The organism is Bradyrhizobium sp. MI1.7, assembly GCF_055811795.1.
The window spans coordinates 87,008-108,313 of the sequence record NZ_JBVVPO010000026.1 but is presented as its reverse complement, the minus strand read 5'-3'; the positions used below and the strand labels follow the sequence as shown (position 1 = coordinate 108,313).

At 60.9% G+C, this 21,306-nt stretch carries 23 protein-coding genes; 7 read left to right on the top strand and 16 right to left on the bottom strand.

The features are described from left to right. Window positions 1-221: 221 nt before the first annotated feature. A complete protein-coding gene (locus AC0L3X_RS23430; RefSeq protein ID WP_456683406.1) occupies window positions 222-398 on the top strand; it encodes a hypothetical protein in 177 nt (58 codons plus the stop codon). Between the two features lie 273 nt (window positions 399-671). Here the strand turns inward: AC0L3X_RS23430 and AC0L3X_RS23425 are convergent, their stop codons facing one another. Then, a complete protein-coding gene (locus tag AC0L3X_RS23425; protein WP_456679765.1) occupies window positions 672-1,361 on the bottom strand; it encodes a Bax inhibitor-1/YccA family protein in 690 nt (229 codons plus the stop codon). A gap of 340 nt (window positions 1,362-1,701) precedes the next feature. Here AC0L3X_RS23425 and AC0L3X_RS23420 point away from each other — a divergent pair, with 340 nt between their 5' ends. Together AC0L3X_RS23420 and AC0L3X_RS23415 are read left to right on the top strand one after the other, a co-directional pair. After that, entirely contained in the window at window positions 1,702-1,866 is a 165-nt protein-coding gene (locus AC0L3X_RS23420; protein ID WP_354100684.1) for a hypothetical protein, read from the top strand. Window positions 1,867-1,975: 109 nt separating this feature from the next. Beyond that, window positions 1,976-2,341, top strand: a complete 366-nt coding sequence (locus AC0L3X_RS23415) for an outer membrane protein (RefSeq protein WP_354100683.1) — start codon at window positions 1,976-1,978, stop codon at window positions 2,339-2,341. Window positions 2,342-3,377: 1,036 nt separating this feature from the next. On the opposite strand, the gene AC0L3X_RS23410 is transcribed toward AC0L3X_RS23415, so the two are convergent. The 14 genes from AC0L3X_RS23410 to AC0L3X_RS23345 all read right to left on the bottom strand — a co-directional run bounded on the left by AC0L3X_RS23410 (window position 3,378) and on the right by AC0L3X_RS23345 (window position 16,776). Further along, complete coding sequence (locus tag AC0L3X_RS23410; protein ID WP_231145646.1) at window positions 3,378-4,556, bottom strand: LPD7 domain-containing protein; 1,179 nt, start codon at window positions 4,554-4,556, stop codon at window positions 3,378-3,380. Next, window positions 4,540-6,486 (bottom strand): type IV secretory system conjugative DNA transfer family protein, encoded by a 1,947-nt coding sequence (locus tag AC0L3X_RS23405; protein ID WP_231145647.1) that lies wholly within the window; start codon window positions 6,484-6,486, stop codon window positions 4,540-4,542. The genes AC0L3X_RS23410 and AC0L3X_RS23405 overlap by 17 nt, the downstream gene beginning before the upstream one ends. After that, complete coding sequence (gene virB11 / locus AC0L3X_RS23400) at window positions 6,452-7,483, bottom strand: P-type DNA transfer ATPase VirB11 (RefSeq protein WP_231145648.1); 1,032 nt, start codon at window positions 7,481-7,483, stop codon at window positions 6,452-6,454. The genes AC0L3X_RS23405 and virB11 overlap by 35 nt, the downstream gene beginning before the upstream one ends. Continuing rightward, complete coding sequence (gene virB10, locus AC0L3X_RS23395; protein WP_354100681.1) at window positions 7,480-8,625, bottom strand: type IV secretion system protein VirB10; 1,146 nt, start codon at window positions 8,623-8,625, stop codon at window positions 7,480-7,482. The genes virB11 and virB10 overlap by 4 nt, the downstream gene beginning before the upstream one ends. Beyond that, a complete protein-coding gene (virB9, locus tag AC0L3X_RS23390; RefSeq protein ID WP_354100680.1) occupies window positions 8,606-9,487 on the bottom strand; it encodes a P-type conjugative transfer protein VirB9 in 882 nt (293 codons plus the stop codon). Before virB9 ends, virB10 begins: the two co-directional genes overlap by 20 nt. After that, window positions 9,484-10,155 (bottom strand): VirB8 family type IV secretion system protein, encoded by a 672-nt coding sequence (locus AC0L3X_RS23385; RefSeq protein ID WP_354100679.1) that lies wholly within the window; start codon window positions 10,153-10,155, stop codon window positions 9,484-9,486. Before AC0L3X_RS23385 ends, virB9 begins: the two co-directional genes overlap by 4 nt. A 350-nt stretch (window positions 10,156-10,505) precedes the next feature. Beyond that, window positions 10,506-11,492: a TrbL/VirB6 family protein gene (locus AC0L3X_RS23380; protein WP_354098414.1), complete on the bottom strand. Its 987-nt coding sequence runs from the start codon at window positions 11,490-11,492 to the stop codon at window positions 10,506-10,508. Window positions 11,493-11,503: 11 nt separating this feature from the next. Further along, window positions 11,504-11,746, bottom strand: coding sequence for an EexN family lipoprotein (locus tag AC0L3X_RS23375; protein ID WP_166354144.1), 243 nt, complete (start codon window positions 11,744-11,746; stop codon window positions 11,504-11,506). Continuing rightward, entirely contained in the window at window positions 11,743-12,504 is a 762-nt protein-coding gene (locus tag AC0L3X_RS23370) for a TrbJ/VirB5 family protein (protein ID WP_224518162.1), read from the bottom strand. Before AC0L3X_RS23370 ends, AC0L3X_RS23375 begins: the two co-directional genes overlap by 4 nt. After that, entirely contained in the window at window positions 12,462-14,828 is a 2,367-nt protein-coding gene (locus tag AC0L3X_RS23365) for a VirB4 family type IV secretion/conjugal transfer ATPase (RefSeq protein WP_253575080.1), read from the bottom strand. Before AC0L3X_RS23365 ends, AC0L3X_RS23370 begins: the two co-directional genes overlap by 43 nt. Next, on the bottom strand, window positions 14,821-15,159 hold the full coding sequence (locus AC0L3X_RS23360) for a VirB3 family type IV secretion system protein (RefSeq protein WP_085398291.1): 339 nt from the start codon (window positions 15,157-15,159) through the stop codon (window positions 14,821-14,823). Before AC0L3X_RS23360 ends, AC0L3X_RS23365 begins: the two co-directional genes overlap by 8 nt. Further along, window positions 15,159-15,455 carry a TrbC/VirB2 family protein gene (locus AC0L3X_RS23355; protein ID WP_085398292.1) on the bottom strand — a complete coding sequence of 99 codons (297 nt, stop codon included), beginning with the start codon at window positions 15,453-15,455 and terminating at the stop codon, window positions 15,159-15,161. Before AC0L3X_RS23355 ends, AC0L3X_RS23360 begins: the two co-directional genes overlap by 1 nt. A gap of 75 nt (window positions 15,456-15,530) precedes the next feature. Then, on the bottom strand, window positions 15,531-16,100 hold the full coding sequence (locus AC0L3X_RS23350; RefSeq protein WP_231145651.1) for a lysozyme family protein: 570 nt from the start codon (window positions 16,098-16,100) through the stop codon (window positions 15,531-15,533). A 40-nt stretch (window positions 16,101-16,140) separates the two neighbouring features. After that, window positions 16,141-16,776 (bottom strand): acyl-homoserine-lactone synthase, encoded by a 636-nt coding sequence (locus AC0L3X_RS23345; protein WP_354100678.1) that lies wholly within the window; start codon window positions 16,774-16,776, stop codon window positions 16,141-16,143. 426 nt (window positions 16,777-17,202) lie between these two features. Here AC0L3X_RS23345 and AC0L3X_RS23340 point away from each other — a divergent pair, with 426 nt between their 5' ends. Beyond that, complete coding sequence (locus AC0L3X_RS23340; RefSeq protein ID WP_354132431.1) at window positions 17,203-17,934, top strand: autoinducer binding domain-containing protein; 732 nt, start codon at window positions 17,203-17,205, stop codon at window positions 17,932-17,934. Window positions 17,935-18,014: 80 nt separating this feature from the next. Here AC0L3X_RS23340 and AC0L3X_RS23335 read toward each other — a convergent pair whose 3' ends face one another. Further along, window positions 18,015-18,272, bottom strand: coding sequence for a WGR domain-containing protein (locus tag AC0L3X_RS23335; protein WP_085398296.1), 258 nt, complete (start codon window positions 18,270-18,272; stop codon window positions 18,015-18,017). 695 nt (window positions 18,273-18,967) lie between these two features. On the opposite strand from AC0L3X_RS23335, the gene AC0L3X_RS23330 reads away from it, so the two are divergent. The 3 genes from AC0L3X_RS23330 (at window position 18,968) to AC0L3X_RS23320 (ending at window position 21,170) form a co-directional block, all read left to right on the top strand. Then, the gene (locus AC0L3X_RS23330; protein WP_354100320.1) at window positions 18,968-19,144 is read left to right on the top strand and encodes a hypothetical protein; all 177 of its coding nucleotides are present in this window, start codon (window positions 18,968-18,970) and stop codon (window positions 19,142-19,144) included. 207 nt (window positions 19,145-19,351) lie between these two features. Beyond that, the gene (locus AC0L3X_RS23325; protein ID WP_354132428.1) at window positions 19,352-20,236 is read left to right on the top strand and encodes a DUF3991 and toprim domain-containing protein; all 885 of its coding nucleotides are present in this window, start codon (window positions 19,352-19,354) and stop codon (window positions 20,234-20,236) included. Window positions 20,237-20,564: 328 nt separating this feature from the next. Beyond that, window positions 20,565-21,170, top strand: coding sequence for a DUF1419 domain-containing protein (locus AC0L3X_RS23320; protein WP_162479006.1), 606 nt, complete (start codon window positions 20,565-20,567; stop codon window positions 21,168-21,170). Window positions 21,171-21,306: the final 136 nt, after the last annotated feature.

Genomic DNA, 21,306 nt, shown 5'->3' with positions numbered 1-21,306 from the left:
GGGCGTACTTACTTCCAGTCACGACAAAGGATAGGAGCCGAAGTCATGTTGCAGGCAGGTCGATTAGTGGCAGGCCCTGCCTTGCCGGCAATGATGGCTGGGCCGGGCAATGCCGCAGAACAACAATTCTCGTGCAAAGGCGAGGTCGTTCAACAAATGCGTGACCCGCCATCCAACCGAAGCTAATCGACCTGAATGTCACTTTGGGCGACAAGAACAAGATGTCCCTGACCATCGGAAATGGCAAATCGGTTGCTCCCCACATTACCAGCAACAACAAAATCCAGCTTAAGTTTGTGACGAAGGAATTCGTTGGAGAATACTTCCACTATAGGGGCGACCTGTTTCTCATCTACAACTCCGGACCTCTTGCGCGGCTCAGTTGCTCCCGCGCCTGACCCAATGTATGCCGACTGATCATTTGGCGAATGTCGGCGCTTTGATGCATTCGCTATGGATCCGCCAGCGTCGACAAGGGGCGTCGCTCCATTGCGCGCAACTCTCTTGCTCTCCTCGGGCCAACGCCCTCGTGCCGTCCGCAGCCACCGTTCGGGGTCGGGCACGTGGCAACCGCTGTCCGAGACTTCCAGGACTATTGGGCCCGCGCGAAGCGATGCGTCGCGCGTGTCATCATCGCCGACGCTAGCGTGGAGCACCCATGAGACGCAGCATCATATGAAGAGATTGATGAAATTGAGATAGAGCGACAGCGCGCCGATCACGGCCTTGCGACCGTTCGAAGTAGCATCATCGCTTCCATCATACATTTCCTTGATCCGTTTGGTGTCATAAGCCGTGAGGCCCGCAAAGACGCCGACGCCGACAACGGAAATCATCCAATCGAGCCCGCTGGATCTCAGGAACAGATTGACCAGGCTCGCAATGATGACGCCAATCAGGCCCATAAAAAGGAAGGTGCCGAAACCCGACAAGTTTCGCTGGGTCGAATAACCCCAGATGCTGAGCGCGCCGAAGGCGGCCGCCGAGACAAAGAACACCCGCGTAATCGAAGACTCCGTGTAGATGTGAAAGATGGTCGACAGGGAGATCCCGACAAGCGCCGCGTAAAGAAAGAACAATCCTCGCACGGCTTCGACCGACATTGTGTTAATTCGCGCGCTGATGAAGAACACCAGCGCCAACGGGGCCAGCATCAACACCCACATCAGCGGACTTTGAAGCAATTCCGGGCCGGTGACCTGATAGGTCAAAAACGCTGCAACGCCAGTCAAGCCGACCCCGACGGCCATGTAGTTGTAGACGCGCAGCATGAAAGCGCGAAGGCCGACATCTATTGCGATGGCGTTCGCGGAAAGAGGGGCAGCAGGTGCATTTCCATCGTAGTTCGACATGGGTCGCATCCTTTTGATGGGCTTTATCGGTGCCGCTGCTCACGACGATGACGCTCGACAACCGCGACTTGGCAGACCGGATCGATCCTTGCGGACATTTCAGCAGCCGCGCCAAAGACCCCGGCTGAACGATCTAAGTAGAGCGGAACCCTGCGCGTTACTATGCGATTTCGGCACGCGTCGAGACACGTGTCCGACGTTCGATGGCGACGGCCGGCAAAGCCAATATGAATTTCTGCGCCCAGCAAATGTTTTCAACGAGCACAGAAGATCGAAATCCACGCGCAAGGTGATGGGAGGATGGGTCGCATGCGCCATCTGTGACACCATTTCGCTGTCGAACGGGTGCTTGAACATTCCTGGCAACAACTCGTATAGCGGCCTCACCGATTTCATCGGTGGCGTGCAGGCGGGCTATAACTTCCCGGCCGGTCACCTTCTATTTGGTGTTGAAGAGTTCGGCGGAGCCGGCTTTGGTCATCCGGCCCTCGCCAGCACTGGGTCGGCACGGTGATGGGCCGCCTCGGCCTCGTGAATGATCGATGGCCCGTGTTCGCCAAGCTGGGCGGCGGCTGGGTGCATAGCAACGCGACTTTTTGGAACGGGTTTAGTACCAGCAGCGGTTGGTTGGCGGTGGCGTCGAATGCGGCTTCAAGCCGCATCGGGCGGTCAAGCTCGAATACGACTATCTCGGACTGTCGAACTGGAAATCTCCTACGGACCCTTCGGTGGCTTTGAACCGCGATCTTCAAATGGTCAAAGCCGGGATCAATTATAAATTCCGGAGTGGCGTTTCTACTGCAGCGGAGCCATCGACCGCTGCCGTCTCTCACGAGCCTTCGGAAGATCTGCAGGAGGCATCACAAAACCCGATCGCGGACCTTGTCAGCGTGGTGTTTCAGAGCAACACCAATTTCGAGCCGGCCGATTCAATCGCACGCAGGAGTATTCAACATTCAGCCCGTCGTGCCGATGCATCTAAGCGATGACTGGAACCTGATCTCCGTCATTGCGCTGGTAAGCCAGCCAAGTCGGCTGTTCAACAGTAATTGCCAATGGCGTTGGGGACATCACGCAGTCATTGTTCTTCTCGCCTACCAACCCGGGCAAACTCATCCGGGGCGCTGGTTCGGTCTTCACCATTCCGTCCGCCAACGATCCGATCCAGGGGACCGGCAAGTTCCTGTTCGGTCCGACGGCTGTCTTCTTAGTTACGCCGGGACATTGGGTGATCGGTGTTTTGCTCAAAACCAATGGTCAATCGGTGGCAATCCCCTGCGGCCGCCCGTCAATGCCTTCCTTGCCCAGCCATTCCTCAACTACAACATGGCGCACGGCTGGTACTTGACCACAGCACCGATCATCACCTCGAACTGGCTCGCAGCCTCGGGCGAGCCGTGGACTGTGCGGATCGGGGGCGGCTTTGGTCGTGTTTTCAGAGTGTGTGATCAGCCGGTGAACGCATCGATTGCTGGCATTACAATGCGATACACCCGACCGGCGCTCCGGCCTGGCAACTACAAGCGTCCGTCCGCTCCTATTCCCGGTTAAGTGACGAACCGAAAAGCAGCTCAGGATTATCGTTACGTCGCTGCGGAAGCGCGTCCACCGGTGGTCCCGAAAGACAGCACCTACGGTCCACCTTCTTTCATTCGCGCCCCTTCCTTGTGCAGCGATGCGGCGAAACATCAGCGATGTTCAGGAGTGAGTCTTTCACCAGCCTGTCTTCGAGCGTCGCACCCCGCTCGATCGGAAAAATCCGGATTGGAACCCGGGTTTGGGCGGCTTGGGAGAAAGTCCGCGCGTTGAAGCCTTCAAATGTTATGGGTGTTTCCTGAAAGTATACCCTTCTTTTACCGGCAACATGTTCGTTGCTGGTGCAATCAGAAGTATGGGCTTGAGTATGGGCTGCCAAACAGCGAAGCGGATTGCGTACTGATCGATCAGAACTTCTCGGCCTGTATGGCGGAGAGAGTGGGAGTCAAACTCGCGATTTTTGACTCGACGACTTTCTCTGGCATGCCCTCAGCGTTCCCTTTCCTGAAATCTCTCGCGCCCGCCAGTCTGGTTTCGCTTGACATCGACTTTATCGCTCTCGGATCGATGTCGATCTTGAATCGGTTCTGCCACCGTCGCGCGCGCGAACGAATGTCCCCGCTCGAGATGTCCGGCAATGCGGTCCTTGACCGCTTCCATGATGTTTCGCCGCGCCCGCTCGTCCTCCGGAAACGCGCGTTCTACCAGCTTCTCAATGATGACCATCTTCGATTGTGCCGCGATCAAATCGGCATCACGCGCCGCCGTCTGCCGATCGGCCGAGCGGAATTTCTCCGCCGTCACACGCCAGCGGTTGCGGGGCACCTGCCGGCGCGCGGACCGTGCATTTCCGGTTGCTGCGTCGATGATCTTGATATCTTTAAGGACGCGTTCGACGCCCTCGCGGCGCACTTGGACTCGGTCGCCCGGCCCTGTCTTGCTGTCTGCGACCGCCTTTTCCAGACCCACGCCCCACACTTTATGCTGCTGGCCATTGTCGAGCTCGAGAGCCAAGTAGGTCGACATCTCGGCGTTGTTCCGATTGCCGTAAGGTGCCCGGACGAGCTCGATCAAACGTCCCGAAACGCCTTTGTCGTAGTCGACTCTTGCCGAGGGCTCGTCCCTGTCAAAAGCTGAACGAACCTCCTCCTGATGCGCGCGAGGACGTGTTCGGTTCCAGACGGCTTGCCGATCAGCCAGCGCCTGCCGATCGAGATCAGTCGGCTGATACCCCTGCACTTCGATTCCGCGGGTACCAGCCTCAAGCCAGACCTCGCGTCGGAATTCCGCGGAGCCGCGGACGTGAAGTGCCTCCCATTGGCGATGTTGTGCCACGCTGACCATGTCCCGGATTACTTCCGCTGCGGCCAGCCGGGTGACCAGTCGATCTTCCGTGATTTTGAAGGCCAGATACTCGCCACGTTCGTCGGCATAGAAGCGCGTTTCCCCGCTATGCCGGTCTCTTCCGGTCTCATTTGAAATGACGTAATATTTGCGACTGATACGCTCGGGGAGCGCATTGTCATCAACTATCGCGGCGGACGACCTGGCAGCCGACTTTGACTTCGCTTCCGCCTGGTCGCCCGGTTCGTTTCTTCCCGAATCGCGCCCTGTGCGATCTTGCCGTTCAAGGCTGAAATCCTCGCCGTTGTCACGCTTGTCGTTCATGCTGCTGCCCGGTCTGTTTGCGGCCGGACCGTCGCGCCGGCGGAATGGCCTGGGCGTCGATGTAGTTCAGGGTCCAGGCCTTTAACTCTTCCTCGGAGAGCCCTTCGAGGTCCACGTCCACGTCGCCAAAGTCGAAACTGGCGCCGGCAGGAATGGCGGAGGGGTCGGCCACCTCCTCGTCGGTCATGGGGCGCGTCCGGAATACCGCGCGCAATTCGGCGATCTCGGAGCGCAGTTCCTTGATTTCGGCGTCGAGCAGCGCATTTGAACGCCCTTTGGGCATCCGCGGAACGGGCGCCGGCAGCAATCGCTTTAGAAAACGCCTGTCTTCGTAGTAGATGATCTTGTCGGCGATGATGGGCGGAATACCGGTGCCAAGAATGAAGGCCTTGGATCTCGGGAGAAGTTTTAGTTCCTGCGGCAGCATCAGGGCGCGACGATGTTCGGAGATCGTCTCACTAGTCGAGCGCATCGCCAGCCCTTTTGGTCCGCTGCGGCTGCGCGCGTTCACGGTCTCGTAGCCGATACGCTCCGAGAGCTCATTCGCCACGTCCTGTTCTTTCGGTGCAAACACGACCTCGACGGCGTGATTGGTCATGAAGTTGCGCGCGGCATCGACCCCGTAGATCGCGCGCAGCTGCGCGGGGCTCTGAACTACAGTGAGGAGGCGAATGCCGTATCCGGCGATGAAAGCCACTGCTTTCGCGAGCACGTTGACATTACCCAGCGCTGGAAACTCATCGAGCAAGAGCAGCACCTTGCGATTGAGTTTGGGGTTCTGCTCCGGCAGTTCGCGGGTGTTAAGATCGACCACCTGCTGGAAAAACAGATTGAGGAGCGGGGCCATGCGGTCGAGATTGTCTGGCGTGACCCCGAGATAGATCGACATCGGTCGTTGCCGCAGCTGCCGCAAATCAAAATCGTTCGTCGATGTCGCCGCATCGATGCGCGGGTTGAGCCAGAGACCGAGCCTCGCCGTGACTGTCTTGCGCACCGAGCTCAGGGTGTTTTCGGAAGCGGCGAGGAAGTCGTTTAATGCCGTTATGCAATGCCGCGACAGTGGCGAAGGGCCTGACTTGCGAGCGGAGATGATTTTCTCGAAATGGGACTTGAGGTCGCTGGCCGCAGACAGCTGGTGCAGAATCTCGCCGATCGTCAGGGGCAAGCCAGGCGTTTCCGCGACGTAGCCTCCGATCGCGACAAAGGCCGAACGTGCCGCCTCGAACCAGAATGGGTCGCCCCGGCTTTCCGCCGGAAACAGCATCACCGCGATGCGCTGCAGATCGTCATAGAGATCGGCGGGATCGCTGCGCACATAACCTAGTGGATTATAGCGTGCCGTGCGGCCGCTCTCCTCGAGAGGGTCGAACAGATAGACCTCCTGCCCATGCGCTGCACGAAATCCCGCCGAACGATCCCAGTTCTCTTTCTTCACGTCCAGCACGACAACTGAATCCGGCCAATTGAGTAGGTTAGGAATGACATAGCCAACGCCCTTCCCTGCGCGGGTGGGGGCGTAAACCAGGACATGCTCGGATCCCCCGAAACAGAGCAGCGCGCCGTCTTTGCAGCCGAGCAGCACGCCCTCCTTGGATCGCAGGCCAGCGGCCTTGATCTCGCGCGCCGAGGCGAAACGGGCGCTGCCATGAAGCGGCAGAGGACGCTGCCGGAGGATAGCGCCGAGCAGGCCAAAGACGACTATCACCCCGGCTAGAGTTGAGAGCGTCAGCCAGCGGTCAAAGCGTGGGTCCGTGCCGTACCGGGGCCAGCCCGTGGCGATCTCGGACCAATGGATGCCTCCGTCGTGATGCCTGAGCCCGAGCAGCAGAATATTTGAGGCGACCAGCAGAAACAGCCCGATGGCGCCGACCGCAAGCGCAGTACCGAGCGCGAACCTAGTGGGCGTGGTCGCGTTTGCGAACGGGGTCATAATAGATTTCCGAGATGCGGTACCGGCCGTCTCGCTTCTGCATCTGGACGACGACGTCGACGAGAAGCAGCAGGAGCGAGCGGATATCGTCGCGATGAAGGTCACGGCCTTCCGGGCTTTCCTTCACCAGCAAGGTCAGTTGCTCGAAGGCAAGCCGGGCACTGTCGGCATGGACCGTCGTGATCGATCCTGGATGTCCCGAGTTCACATTCCTTAGATAGAAGAATGCCGTTCCATCCCGCAGCTCCTGCAGCAGAATCCGATCTGGCCGCATCCGCAAGCACGACTCGAGCAGTTCGCGCGCTCCAATCTTGGCGACGCCCTGCCCGTCCTTGGCATAGAGCAGCCGCACGCAATTCTGATGGGGAATGACAAGCTCGGCAGTATCCTCAATCGTGATGAGCCGCTCATGCGACGGAATCGCCGCGATCAGCGCCTTGGACAGGGTGGTCTTGCCGGAACCGGTTGCACCAGAAATGAGAATGTTGCGGCGGGCCCGTACCGCAAGCTCGAGAAACTCGCGCCAGGCGCCGGCTTCTTTCAAGGCAAGCAAGCGATGCTCGTCCGGGCGGAGCTCATTCCCCGTGACACGGACCTCGTCAAACAGTCTTGCCTGCTGGAAGGCGTCAAGCGTCATGGTCAGGGTCGATGGCTTGCGGATTGTCAGGCTGATTGTCCCGGCTGGGACAGCCGGGGGGATCACGATCTGACAGCGCTCGTCGCCGATCAAGCTGGTTGACACCACCGGATGCTCTGGACCGACGTCCTGACGGGTGTGACCGGCGGCGGCAGTTGCCAGATGCGAGAGGTAGACATGCGTCAAAGCCGGCGCCTCATGCCGGGTCCAACCGCCCGGCCCTTCCACGAAGATCTCGCCCGGGCGGTTGACGACGATTTCGGTCAGGGTCTTGTCCGCCAGGTAAGGCGCCAGCGGCTCCAGATAGCGCTCGAGCACCAGGCGGCCACCATCGCGTTCAATCGACGTCACCTGGGTCATTTCGTCACCGGAGCCGGGGCCACGATGCCAGCAGGGATGGTGCGGTCGAGAATCTGGGTCCGGGTCTCAATTCGCCGAAGTTGATAGACCGAGGAGAAATCGACGTCGCGCGCGACAAAGATATTGACGAGCTCGCCCTGATTCTTGTTCAGCGTCGGCGGGATGTTGATCGACTGCTCAACAGCAATGGCGGCGGCGGTGTTCGTGGCCCCCGCGGTGTTGTTAATCTGGATGGAGCCGTCCTGCATCTGCTGACGACCGATCGATGAGGCATCGCTGACCATTGAGAGCAGGAGCGCCGAGCCAAACCGCTCAAAGAAGTGGGTGTCAATGTCGCCGTCGAAGCCGGCACGGCCCAGCGCATCTGTGGCCGGCGAGGACAATGCTGCAATCACCCCTGTTGGCGTCTTGGCGCGGGTCCACAGCACGAACAGGCGTTTTGAGCCTCGCCGGACATTCCCGCGATACTCGCCAACCACCTTCGTGCCTTTTTCCATGAGCACCACGTTGCCGGAATCCGACATCACGTCGCGTATGACGACGCAGGAGACGAAGCCGGCCACGTCTGAGGACATCGCGGTTTCGAGTACGCACGGAATTGAAGTACCCTGGGTGACCAGCAGATTGCGGTTGGGAAGCCGCGCGGCGCGCACGCCCTCGATCGGGGTGGGCTTCAGTTTGTCGGCAAGATCGTTGCGCGGCCCGCCCCGTCCAAACTCATAGGGCTCGGTCAGGACGCTTCCAGTGGCGCTATCGCGGGCGGGGCGCCCGGAAGAAATCGGCCGATTATAAGCGAGCACCGGCGCCCGCCGCGCGCTCTCCAGGAGCTGGTCGGAGGCGGGTGCCGGCGCCGCTGGCGCGGCCCCGACCGGCGTGGCTGCAATTGAAGCCGTGGTGATCGGTGCAGACGGCGGTTCCGGTGCGGGCTCGAACGCCGCCGCCGGCCTAATCATCAGCTTGCGTGCGGAATCGCTCACCGGCTTATCTCTCTTCCAGGTGCTCCAGATGATCAGAAAGGCAAAAGCGGTAAGCGCCAGCGCGCCGAAGCCGCGCTTGAGCATCGCCGTTCGACCATTGTCCCCGCCTCCCACAGGGGTAATGCCGCGGTCGCCGGCAATCGTCTCATCGTGATGCTCGGTCATGTCGCGCCCGCCTATCTGACTTCAGGGATGGAGGTGATTTCTTCGCCCGCCGCTCGATCGAGGGGCTGGTGGTATTGGTACCGGGGTTGATTCCCACCGCATCGAACGCCTCGTTGAAAATGCAGAGCACGTTGCCTCCTTTGCGCAGACGAAACTCTCGTGCTGTGGCATGAACGACCACCAGTTCGCCGCGGACATCCTTAGGCACGAGACTTTCTGAGCCGTCAGAGTTGATCAGGTAGATCGCCGGGACCTCGCGATTGCCCGCGAAGCGGAAGGTGGTTTCCTTGCCGTCGTCGAACACGGCTTCCGGCTCAAGATCGATCGAGCCCTGAGCGGAGAAACGCCAGTTGCGGGCGCCATAGGCATGATGCAGGTCGAAGGTTTGCTCGATCAGCGCGCCTTCCCGCTCGGCGCCACGCGCGGCCGCTTCCATGCGTCGGCGCTCAATCTCATCACCGGGATAGGCGAACCGGACCACGAAATAACTGTCCGCAAGCGTCGCCTCGGCGATCGACAATTCGAACTGATAGGAGCGCTTGCGCCCATCGGGGCGTGTGGTCACAACCTGCAAATTGGTGGGCGGATGCTTTTCCCGCGGCTTGAGGAACAAGATCGAGCCTGCCGGGGCAACCTCCCATGCCACGGAGTCGCCGATCGCGACATGCGCGACCTCCTCGTCATCAGCAAACAAAATCTGGGTTGAAGCCCGGATGACGCCATTGACCCGCACCACGTTGGCCGGATCGTAAGTGACCGTGCGCACCCGAGCGTCATGTTGACCAGGTGCCGGCTGCTGCAGCGCCAGCACCGGCCCCGCGTATCCCAGCGCAAAGATCATCAAAAGGACGAAACGTTTCATGGCACGACCTCCGGATCGGCGCGATATTCCGAAACCAGGAAGCCGAGGGGATTGATAAGACGGTCGGCAGAGGACATGGGCGCGCTGGCATAGGAGAACGTCAGGGTCGAGACCCAATGGGTGATGCGGGTTTCCTCGCCCTTGCGGCTCTCCTTCATGAACCGCACGGATGCGACATTGTCGGCCAGCAGCGAGATCGCCTTGATGCGTACGGTGGCGACCCCGAAACGGCCTTGAACGACCTGCGGGCTTTCGGGATTGGAGCCGCGGTACCACGCCGCGAAACGGGCTTGCTCGCCTGCCCCGGACAGCAAGGAAATGGTTCGAAAATTGGTTTCCGCCTCCGGATAGCTGTAGCCCTCGCGTGCACGCACGTAGCGGCCGAGAAAATACTTGGTCACGGCCTCATCGTAGCGCGCCGGCGTCGATTTGAGGGCGGAGACGGTGTCGACAATGCCGGTCGCATTATCGACACGGATGACGAACGGCTCGACCGTCTTCAGCGGCGCAAGAGCCGCAACCGCACCGACCGAGGCGGCCGCCAATACACAGGCACCCGCGGCAACCACCCATGCCGTTCGGCGCGAACGATGGGCCGACAGCAACAGATCCTGTTCCCACCGGCGCGCGTTGTCGAAATAGGTCTTCAGATCATCCTGCCGGACCATCTCACGCCTCCTTGCCGCAGGCGCGGTAAGAGGCTGCAATGTCCAACCGAGAGCTCGAATTGGCGGTATGGCTGGATGGCGCCGACGGCCCAATCTCGCCCTTGCGGATGATGGGTGCTGGCCCGGACGGCGGAATTGGCGCTTCGGGCGCCACCAGCGGCGTGCCGTTCTCCCAATCCCAAAGTGAACGATTGAGTGGGCGGCGCGTCAGACCGTCACAGGACGGCGGCCCCTTTGACCAGTTCGCGCAGGCCCCAAGCTGCCATGCGATAACGCAAATGATGAATAGTCGACGCCACATCGTTCTGATGCCCCTGTCTTTCTTGTCGCTTGATGCCGGCGATCCTTGCTTACGCTGTCGTAGTGCCCTGGGATCGGATCCGCCGCATACTGCCGCCCTGCCGGCTGGCTCTGACTGCAGCAAGACCCCGGCTTGCCGACCAGCGTGCGCCGGCATACGCGCCGCCGGCTGCGGCCGTGGCATTGGCAATCAGGGGACTTGTGACCAGCCGGCTTGCGAGCGACGCGCCGCCCCCGGCAAGACCGCCTGCGATGATCGGCAGTTGCAGCGAGATGTATCCGGACAGACCGAGCACGGCGCTGATCGCAACTGCGGCGACCACCATCTCGCCGGCTGTACCCGCATTGGCCGCGAACCTGTCGATGAAGCCACTGACGGTTGTTAGCATCAGCCCGACCAACGCGACGACGAGCACCAACAGAATGACGAAATTGGCGACCTGCCGAAGCCAGGCTTCTGTGAACGGCCGCGTGGCCTCAAATAGCCCGAGCGCAATGAAGATAGGGCCGAGCGCGATCACGACGCCGAGACCAACCTTGGCGTAGAGCAGGATGGCAAATTGCAGGAAGGAGCCAACCGCCACGAAGACCAGGAGAATCGCGGCAATCAGCGCCGGCGCGATGTTGGTCAGACCGGCTTGTTCGTAGATCTTGTTCGCAACGTCGATCCCTTTCGAGAGAAGCTGATCGAAAGGCGCTCCGGAACTGGTATTTAGTCCTGAGCCCGCTAATGCATTGCCGATTTCCTTGGGCAAGGAGTCGAAGAACAGGCCTGTGACGTATTGCTGGAACGCGCTTGAATTGGTCGCGAGCAGAACCACGACCACGATCCGCATCGCCCGCCAGGCGAATTCCATGATCGGTTCGGAAATCGCGCCGCGCATCACAGCAAAACCGTAGAGGACGACATAGAGCATCACGGCCACGCGAAGCGGGCCATCGATGTACGATGCCAGATTCGAAACCGACGTCGACACGAACGCCGTAATGGGTTGCTCGAATTCCTTCAGAAAACTGTCAAAGACGTCAATGGCCATCGCAGCGGTCCTTACTTCAGGGCGTCTTTCATCTCTTGAATGGTGACCTTGTTACGCGCTTCATTCGCGTTGATGCAGTTCGCTGTCTTTCCCAGTTCTCCGGGATTGTCGCGGCATGCTTTGAGCGCCATGGCGAGTTCGTCCCGATGGTCAAGAAACCAGCCGACGGTCTTCGTCTGCTGACTCCGATCCTCGTTACAGCCAGTAAGAGCGGCGGCGACAGCGATCACCAGAATGGATGCTTTGATTGTCATTGCAGGGCCGCCTTCATTTCATCAATCAGTTGTCGTTGTTTTTCGCGCTCCCGCTGCCCATCCATGTCCATGCGGGCCTGCTGGATCATCGCGAGGCCTTGCATCCGGAGCACATCGTTCTGCAGCAGCGCCTGCTCAGCCTGCAGCCGCGCGGACAAGTCGAGTGTCTCCTTGACATCGGTCGCCGTGCTGATGCGGGTTCTCAGTTCCTCAAGTGCGTCGATACGCTGCGAAGCGGTGTCGTACACAGCCTGGCCCATGGAGTGCTTGGCGCCGGTCTGCCGCGCGATCCGGTCGAGCTCGCTCTGATAGTATGAATTGCCGCTGTTGCCGGCATATGCGCGGTTCTGCGACAGATAGCGGTCGATCGCGTCGGCGAAGTTGCCGCCACCCTGCCCCGCGACGAGCCGTTCGATATCAGAGAATTGTTGGGGCAGAACTTTCCGGAACTGCGGCGTGTTCAACAGCGCTCCAACGTCGTTTGCGTTGGTCCGCTTGTTGAAGCTGTCATAGAGCTGCTTGGCCTGGTTCAGTTGATCCTGCGCCACCTTGAGATGCGACGTCAGGGTCTCGACCTGCCTCTTCAGTTCCGTCAGTTGCTCAAATTGCCTTGCAAAGACGTTAGGGTCGAACACAATCTCCGCTTCTGTCGGAGAGGCCATCAGGAGGGCCGCTACGGACGCGGAGGCAAACACCGCCGACCTTCGCCGAACCATCATCGGACGTTCCTCCGCTCCGCGTGAAATACCGGCAGCCATTGGACCGGATCGTCGCCGTGCTCGCTGCGAATGCGATCGAGCAGTTCGACCGTTTCCGTCCGTCCCGACAACACGGCGAGTGCGTCGTCGAAACCGTTGAGATCAAGTTCCGCCACCACCGAGTTGTGGCCCTGCTTGACCAGGAACCGCCGGCTTTCGGGCGCAAGCTCCTCCTTGATCAGGCGGAATTCAGTGTCCGTCAGATGGAAGCCGTCGACGTAGTCCGAGCGCGTCCCACGCGCGTTCGGGAGGAAGATCTGCGTCGGACATTGTTCGACAATCGTGTGCGCGATCGGCGAGGCCAGCGCATCCCGGGGCGACTGCGTGCCGAACACCATGACGCCGTTCTGCTTGCGGATGGTTTTCAGTTTGTTGTTGGCGAGATCCCGAAATGCCTCGTCACCCAGTGCCTTCCAGAATTCGTCGATGTCGATGATCAGGCGCCGCCCGTCGATCAGGCGCTCCACACGATGGAACAGATACATCATGAGCGGCGTGCGAACGGTGGGATGATCCAGCAGATCGGTCATGTCGAAGCCGATGAACCGGGTCTTTAACCCGATGGCATCCTGCTCGCCATCCAGCACCCAGCCGAAAGGCGCGCCCCGGCACCATCGCTCCAACCGGGCGCCGATCCCTTCGCGATCCTGTTGGCCGAGAAAGGCCCGCAGCGCCCCGAACGAGCGCTCCGCCTGCCGCAGTTGACCAAGAGCGCGTAACCCGGAATCAATCCGCTCCTCCTCGGTCACCGTCAGCGGCCGGTTTTCCGGCGTGACGAGTTTCCGGATCAGTGTGCCGAGGAAGGACAGGTTCGCCGGCGTCAGCTCCAGCGCCTTGAGCGGCGCGCAGCCCGTCACAAGGCCGTTGTGGAGCGCCAGATAGGTCCCGCTGGCGGCGCGTACGAAGAGTTCTGCGCCACGGTCCTTGTCGAAGAATACGTAAGTGGCGCCAAGCCGCTCGGCCTGGGACAGCAGGAAATTCTGCACGACGGTTTTGCCGGAGCCGGACGGGCCGCAGATGAAGGTGTTGCCGAGGTCGCCGTGATGGAACGAGAAGTAGAACGGCGAGCCGGAGGCTGTTTTGAGCATCGCAACCGCCGGACCCCAATGGTTGCCGGCAGCCCTCCCGGTAGGATAGGTGTGAAACGGGGAAAACGCCGCGAAATTGCGGGAGCTGATCGCCCCCGTTCGTGCCCGATACTTGAACAGCCCGGGGAGCTGCGCCCAATAAGCCGCTTCAAGTCCAAGATCTTCGCGCGCGACCACGCTACCGGCATCGGCCAGTGCCCGTCGTGCCACGCTCATATTCCCCTGTAGCTGGGAAGGCGTCTCCGCATAGATCAGGAGCGAGAGGTGATGATCGCCGAGCGCGAACCTATTGGATTCGAGATCGTCGAGCGCGTCAGCGAGATCGTCGATTTGCGAGGCCGCCGGATCCTGCGCCGAGACCAGCTGGTTCTGCTTGCGGGTCAGAATGGTCTTGGCGTCGGCTTTTGATAGAAACGCAAAAGATTGCGTGAGGATAATCTCGAACGGCGCGGAAAGCAGTGCATTCAGCAGCCCAGGCCGGGTGGACGCCGGATATTCCTTGATCCCGAACATGCCAGCGAAGCGCGATCCGCCGGCACCGCGGATTTCGATGGCTTCGCGGCCGAAGATGACTCGGTTTGAATAGAGCGCGGGGCCGATCGGCCCTTGCGGCAACGGGACCGGCATCCATTCCCCGCTTGTGATGGCGTGGAGCAGTTCCATGGTTTCTGAAAACATGATGTCGTTGCGCTCAACCAATCCAAGGGTGTGGGCACCGTAACGCTCCAGTGCCGCGACCAAGTCGCGCCTCGCATCCTCGAGCCGCTTCAAGGCATCGCTGTCGACCTCGAGGGAATGCCCAACGTTTCGGCCAAGCTGCTTGAAGAACGCCGCGGCCACGTCCGTGGTGGCACGACCGGGATGCCAGACCAGCGTCAGATAGAGATCGTTGCGAAAGAGCGCCTCGTTGCGGAGCCGGTTGCGATATTGCGCGTCGAGCGCCGCTGCAAATGTCGAGCGGAACGTACCGGCCGGGTAGTCCGACGTTCGACGGCGCACCAGATGGGTCCATAGCGCCAGCCGTGGATCCGCCACGTTGCGCAGCGTGAGGTTCAGCTTAGCGTGAAGGTCGTTCAGATCCGCCGTCTCGGCGGTTTCGAACGAAGTGCCGTCGAGCCTGATCACCGTGAGCAGCGCTCGTGTCGTGAGACTAATCACCGTATCCGTGACATGCCGGCCGAACGGCAGGTGGACGTCAGGCCCGATCTCTCGGGTCTTGAGCGCTGTGTTACGCATAGCCAAGGTCTCTTGTTCGATAACGCCGAACGAGCTTGAGCGGCGTGCAGGACGATCCGCCCCAAAATGACGCGTTGCGCGTGCGCCCTCGCGTCTCGATCCAAGCAAGCAGAATCCGGAACATGTTGGGGTCGTGCCGGCAGATGATGCGGCAAAGGCCATGGATCGGAATTGCGACCAAGCCGTAGAGAATGCTGCCAGCTACCAGAAACAGGATGCAGGAGAACATCACATTGAGCGCCATAGCCTCCATCGTGACGCCGGCGACCATGGCCGGACGCGTGCAGGCCAGGAACAGGGTGTCCTCCGTGAGACGCGCGGACTCGGTCATCAATGACCCCCAGTCAAGGTCGAAACCACCTCGGAGGCGCCGAACGTGATGGCCACACCGAGCACGACATAGGCGGCCTTGCGCAGATCGAGGTAACCGAACATCCAGGCGATGCCGACGATGATGACGGCCAGCGTCGCCAGCAGGCGGGCGACGTTGCCGGTCAGCATGTTGACGATGTTCTGCAGCACGCCTTCGATGTTCGCGGTCTGCGCAAACGCGGGCTCGACCAGCGCGATGCTGAGAACGGTGCCCATGCAAAGGAGGGCAGCGGAGTGTTTAACAGGAGAAGTCATGGCACGGCTCCGAGTGGCACTGCAGCCGGACCCCAGCCCGGACCGCGGTTGAGTTGAGATGAAAAACGGCGATTCTCATCGTTCGTAAACAAAGGCTGACGTGCCCATTCCCGAGCGATAAACGTCCCAGGGCCGGCGCTCGCGGGCAGAGGCTGCGGGTGGATTGATTGTCGTATCGCCGGTGGGGCGATCGCGACCGGTAGAAGCCATCGGCTCGATGCGAGGTTCCGAGACGTGACCGGATGCGTTCGGCGCGAAGCTCGCGACAACCTCGGCAATCGCCTGGTCGCGGTCTGCGCGTTTTATACTCGCCGTTTGCAGTCGCGCATCGAACAATCTGCCAAGCCCGGCAATGTGCTGGCACGGATCGAAGGTGGTACTAGCCGTCAGCCCGGCGTTTCGTGTTTCCGCCGCATCAAGTTGACCGAGACCCGTTCGGACTTGCTGGCCAGTCGCGATGGCCTCGGTTGCGAGCTGGATGGCTTCGTCACGGTCGGTTGCCTGAATCGGAATCGGTTTGCGCCCCTGAATCGTGATGAGCAGCGGCTCGAACGTGCTCGCCTGCCGCACGATTGTCGTCAGTGGCCGGGCCATCGCGGTCGGGGCGCATCGTTCGATCAGGGCCGCGAATGCAGCAGGATCCATGGTTGAGAGCCTTCTTGTCAGGAGCTGAAGACGTTGGATGCTAGGCGGCGATCGCCAGGATTGATGGCGCGTCAATCGCACCCCTTGAAATCTGCCCGGTCGCTCGGATCGCGCCGAGAGCCTCCTCGCTGATCGGCAACAATCCAGCGACGGCTTTGGTCACCCCGATTTGACGAGGCGTCCCGAGGCGCTCGAGATGCCATCCGGCCCGGCGCAGGATGCGTTCCATGCGCAGGTCAGTGACTGTTGCGATGGCATGAAGATTGTGCTGCTGTCCCCATTCGATCATGGCTGCAAACAGCAGGAACGTCGCTTTGCGCAGACCATTCTCTGCTGTTGCCGCCGCACTCTTGGTGTCAACGCAAAACCGCGAGCTCTCCCAGATCGTGGTCGCCACCGGCGCCGGGTTGCCATCTAGCAACATCGGGAACGTATCGGCGAGCATGTTGCGCCCGGTGGTGGGCAGCAGCCGAACACAACCAACAACGTCGTTCTGCTCGAGCACCAGGAGATAAGTTGGCTTAAAGGTGTCGTACTGATCGATCTCCAATCCGTTGCAGACAGAGACGTCCCAGTCGAGCCGTTCCTTGAACACACGCCCTCGCAGGCGGTGCATTCCTAGCGTTAGTTCGGAGTCGCGCAGGAGTGCCGCACGGCTACGCACAATGACCTTCATTCTTAACCTCAAACTTACGAATCACAGCTTCGAGATCAGGAAAGCAGCCACGGCCACGGCGTTGCGCTGTCAGTTCTGACAGGGCGCTATGGATCTGCTGGGTCACGAACCGTGGTCGCAAGGCACGGCTATCCGCGCGCGCACTTTGGAAACTGTATAAGTTGTTCCGTGATGCGCTGGTCTGACAGCGCAGGGAATGAAATTCCTTAGCCTCTACACGTGGAGAAATATTTTGTTTTGGGTGGCTGCAGTCAGAGGTTGTTCTCGTCCGTCGTATGTCCGCGTTACTGCTGTAGGTTTGACAGGGTGATATCCAATTGTTCGTGCCGCAAAGCTGCCGCAACGTCGCAATAAATGTCTGCACGTAGAGCGCGAATCATCCGAATATTCGCGTTGTGGGAACTAAGAAAAGACTGAAGTGGCGCAATGAAAGATGTCAAAAGAGCATGCGATGAATTCGTCGATTGTCTGCACGCTGCCCATACGGAAGATGATTTTCGGCGTGTCGCGGAACGAGCTGCGCATGCCCTGGGATTCCGGTGGTTTGCCTATTTTGGTCAGCGCGCCAATGGCCCCATTCTGATCTCATCCTATCCGAAGAGCTGGACCAGCCACTATTTTCGCGAAGGCTATCACAACATCGATCCCGTTCTTCAGGAGCCGCGAAACACGAGCCGTGTGTTCCTGTGGGATGGACGTGAGGCGCGAAGCGCAAAGTCGGCGAAAGAGCGCCGCCTGTTCGATGATGCGCTCAGCTTCAAGATCAGGACCGGCCTGACCATTCGCATTCCCTCAAGCCAAAACCGGTTTGCGGCGTTCACGCTGGCGGTGGATGAGCGCAACCTTGGACTCGATCGCTTCGTCGAGAGCTCGCAAGATATGTTGCAAATGGTGGGGCTCACCTACCATGCCCATGTGAGCGCTGCCGGAATTGGACGGACGCCTCGGTATGCTCAGCAGGTCTGCACCTTGACCCAGCGTGAAAGGCAATGCCTGGGGTGGATCTCCGAGGGCAAGACGATGCAGGATATTGCCCAGCTCCTCGGTGTTCGCCCGCGGGGTGTAAAATTTCATTTGGATAATGCCCGGCGGAATCTTGCTGCATTAACCCTCCCGCACGCTGTGGCTCTCGCGCTTCGGCAGGGATTGCTCCCGTAATGCGCAAAACGGCTGTCCGGTTTGCAAGGAGTTGCGAAGATCGACGGTTCAATTAGGGTAGGAGTACCGGGCGGTCGCACTCAGGGCGCGGGATTCTTTGGTACATAACCACGGCGTGATTTGCGGACGAGCCAAGCCTCGAGCGCTTCGACGGCCTGGACCCTCCCGGCAAACAGATCGATCCGCCGGCGGCCGCGGTGGCCCAGACGTCCCCATTCGCGCACCAACGCCGTATCACCGAACAGAGTCGGTTCAATCGTGAGGACATAGAACCTGGCCATATTGCGGGCCGGATCGCAACGTTGGAGCACGAGGTATGGCACCGTGAGTTCAGACATGCGCAAGAATCGCACCTGTCGAAAACGTCGTCCAATTAAGTTATCGAATCGATCAGGCCTATCGATTCAGAATGTTAATACCGGTGATGAAAGCCATTGAGGGTGCTCAACGAGCGGTCTCCGAAACTATAGGGTGTTGTGCGCCTCTGACTGCGAACAAAGTGGGCGTCGCCCTGCGGGCCGGGCTGGAGGCTGCGCTGAAGCCCCGCGAGCGGGTCTTCCCCTTGCGGGCTGCCATCCCTGACGCGAAACGGCCCGAGTCCCCGAACAAGGCAGCTGCTGATTCATCGGAAGCTCCCGCGTATTCGCGTCGGGCCTGAACCCCCTAAATGCAAGCGATGCCTATGGTCTCGAGGACATCGAAGCCCAATTGCGCGGAGTAATCGCCTGGTGGGCAAATCGACTGTCGCTCCGGACAAAAGACGGCGGCTGTTCTCGCAGTCAATCAGACCGATACTGCATCCGCGGGCGAACGATGTGCGTTTCGGCTCACATGCTTCCGGTGAAGGACCAACTCCGCTCTCGAATGGGCTTCCTTGGTTCTGGTGCGGCCTTCTACGATCAACCCGCAAGGGGTTCGCTACGCAAGCGTGCGACCTCTTCGGCTTCGCCTCTCGAGGTGACCGCGACCGCCCCCGAACACGTCGGCGCCTGTCGAGCGGGGATGGTCCCCGCCGCAAGACGGGAGCCTTTCAATGTCGCACACTCTCACCCTCGCTCAGAACCACGCCTTCGATCTTGCCCGCACGCTGATGGTGCCGGTCATCCTTTTCCAGGCTGAGAGCGAATTCGGTGTGATGGTCTCCAGCGAATACGACGGGAATCAGGATGCGATCGTCCATGAATACGATCCCTGGTGCCCGGCTCATTGAGCCGGGTGACCGGCTGCCGCTGGCGCCTTGCCGGCTGCAAGGGAAGCTTCGCCGCGCCCACCTAGCTGACAAATTCGACAGCTTGTCCGCGCGCCCTTGCCTCCGGCAGGCTTCGCGGCCGGTCGGGGGGACGTGCCGCAAGGCTAGGAACAAGTGAGACCAACAGAAGAGGGGCCGGACGTCGCCTGCGCGACCCGGTGCAGATAAATGGACAAGCAAGAAATTGAAGAGCTGCGTAAAAAGGTTGGTTGCGCAGCCCTGCTCGAGAAAGACGGCTGGAAGGTCGACGTCAAGGAAAGCACCCGGCGGGCGATCAAGTATCGCCGCGACACCAACATCATCATCGTCATCCACCAGGGCCGCGGCTGGTTCGATCCATTGTCGCCGGCGAAAGGGGACGTGTTTTCGCTAGCCGAACACCTCGGTGCTGGTGGTTTTGTCGAGGCGTGCGGCCGTGTTGCGGATGTGGTTGGCTTCGTTCCTGCGGCACCAGCGTGGCAGCGCCCGGCAAGGGCCAAGGCCCTTGCGTCGATTGTAGAGCGGTGGGGATATCGCGTCACGCTGCGGCCCGGCTCGCCAGCTTGGCGCTATCTTACCGGCGAGCGCGGACTGCCGGCGGACATCGTGAAGCAGACGGTCGCTAGCGACCTGTTGAGAGAGGGGCCCCTAGGCAGCATGTGGGCGGCGCACAGCAATTCTGCTGGAGCGCTCACAGGTTGGGAGGAGCGTGGACCGTCGTGGCGGGGCTTCGCCACGGACGGCAGCAAGGAGCTCTTTCGCTTCGGGTCGGAGGGGGCCGAGCGGATCTGTATCACCGAGGCCGCCATAGATGCGATGAGCCTCGCCGCAATCGAGGTCCTGCGGCCTGACACCCTTTATGTCAGCACCGGCGGCGGTTGGTCGCCCGCGACCGATGACGCCATCCGCGGCCTCGCCAAGCGGCCCTACGCTTGGCTCGTGGCAGCAACCGACAACAATCGGCAAGGCGAGGTCTACGCCGACCGAATTCGTGCCATCGCCGCAGATGCAAGTGCCCGGTATGCCCGTTTGCGGCCGCGCGCCGGCGACTGGAATGAGGATTTGAGCGCCTGACGTCTAACTGATGCGGCTCGCCAGGGTGACGCGCCGGCTGCGTGGGGGCCGGGCCAAGGCCTTCAAATGAGTGGGGTCTCTGACGCCCTGGCGTTGAGCGAAGGAAGAGGGGATCGAACAATGAAGGAGGGAAGATGAAATGGGAATGCAGCGCTGCCGCATGCCCGGCCGGCGCGTCAAGGGTGAAGCTTCGCCCGCGTTCCGCGGCCCTTGACCCGCCGGACCTTCGATGCGGCCGGCGGGGGAGGTGTGATGAAGGACTGAAGTGACGAAGGGATCAGGCGGATCGCTCGCGCTGTCAGTCCGGCCAGGCCAAGAGGAGCCGCCCATGCACACCTCCCCCAGCATCCGCAAAGTCTTCGAAGGCGTTGCGACGCGCCATGAGATGCACCGCTTGTTCAACCGCCATCGTGGTGACCCCGCGATGGCCGAAGCTGAAGGCCAGCATCTCTTCGCCGGCGAGTGGTTTGAGATCAACGAGCGGGAGCACGACTACATGTTCGAGATCCTGCCCCCGCTGTTCATGCGCACCGACATGTTCGCGATGCGCGAATTCATGACGGGCAGCGTCACCAGCATCTTCTTCACGCTTGCCATCGACGGAAAGCGGCGCTGGTTCCATGGCTATTGCGATCTTTCAGATCGGCTATCGCCGGAGCGGATGAAGGCGGCGATCATCGAGCACGAGTCACGGCCCGTGCACGCGATGACGCGCGACGAGCGGCTTGACCACATCTGGTCGAGCACGCATGACGATTATCGCGGCTATGCTGGCGAGCGCTGGCCGCAGGCCATGCGCGGCCGCCGCACTGTACTCGTCTATGCCGGCCAGAGCGGCACGGTCCTGAAGCTCCTCGACGACCTCACCGAGGCAGAGATCGCGGCCAAGCTGCCGGTGCAGTTCCGCCATCTGCCGGAGACGGCCGCGGCCTAGCCCGACCTCCCCTCCCCGCCCCGCGGCAGCCCGGCCTCGCTCGGGGCGTCGCATTTCCGCACCCGGCCCTGGCGCCGGCTCTCCGTCAATCCCGCAACGCCGTGCCGTCCGTCGCAGCCCGCGCCGGCGGACGGCG